Source organism: Serratia sp. HMSC15F11 (assembly GCF_001808215.1).
GTDB lineage: Bacteria > Pseudomonadota > Gammaproteobacteria > Enterobacterales > Enterobacteriaceae > Serratia > Serratia nevei.
Map to the genome: position 1 here is coordinate 1 of NZ_KV792445.1, position 554 is coordinate 554.

Genomic DNA, 554 nt, shown 5'->3' on the forward strand with positions numbered 1-554 from the left:
CTTCTATGATCCAGTACGTATAGGGTTTTCTCCGTGAAGCCCATAGTGGTGCATTCTAGGCGGTCTTGTTGTTGGTCTACTCCTAGGACGATACCTAAGCAGTCATCAGGGATTGCCAGTACTGAAATCTCTTCTCGTAAGTTCTCCAGCTCGACTAGGTTATGTTCCTTGTTCTCTTCTGGCTCATAAGGCAAGCCCAATGAGTTGTTGTAAAAACTCTGAAGATCGAAGTTGTAATGTGCGTTGCTGAAGTCCTCAACAGTACTTTCAATTGTATTGATAGGACTGTACAGGCGGCTAACGTGATATGATGTATACTTACCACTTGAATTTGTTGCTATCCAATGCCCACCAGTAATTGCCCGTACACGTTCACCCTCAGTAATATGATGTTCACAGTTTGGACAAAGTAACTTGGCTGTTTCCGGCAATGCTTTTCTACGTCCATTTGGCAGTACTTCCCAATCAAAACGCACGTTTTCAAAAACTAATTCATGGAAGTGATTGCACTTCGGACAAGGTACATGAAACTTACGTTGATCCCCTGCTTCGTA

1 protein-coding gene is annotated in these 554 nt (G+C 43.3%); it reads right to left on the reverse strand.

All coding sequences use genetic code 11. The annotated features are described in order from the left end of the window. A partial coding sequence (locus tag HMPREF3138_RS25405; RefSeq protein WP_210394212.1) for a terminase gpA endonuclease subunit occupies nucleotides 1-554 on the reverse strand: 554 nt, incomplete at both ends.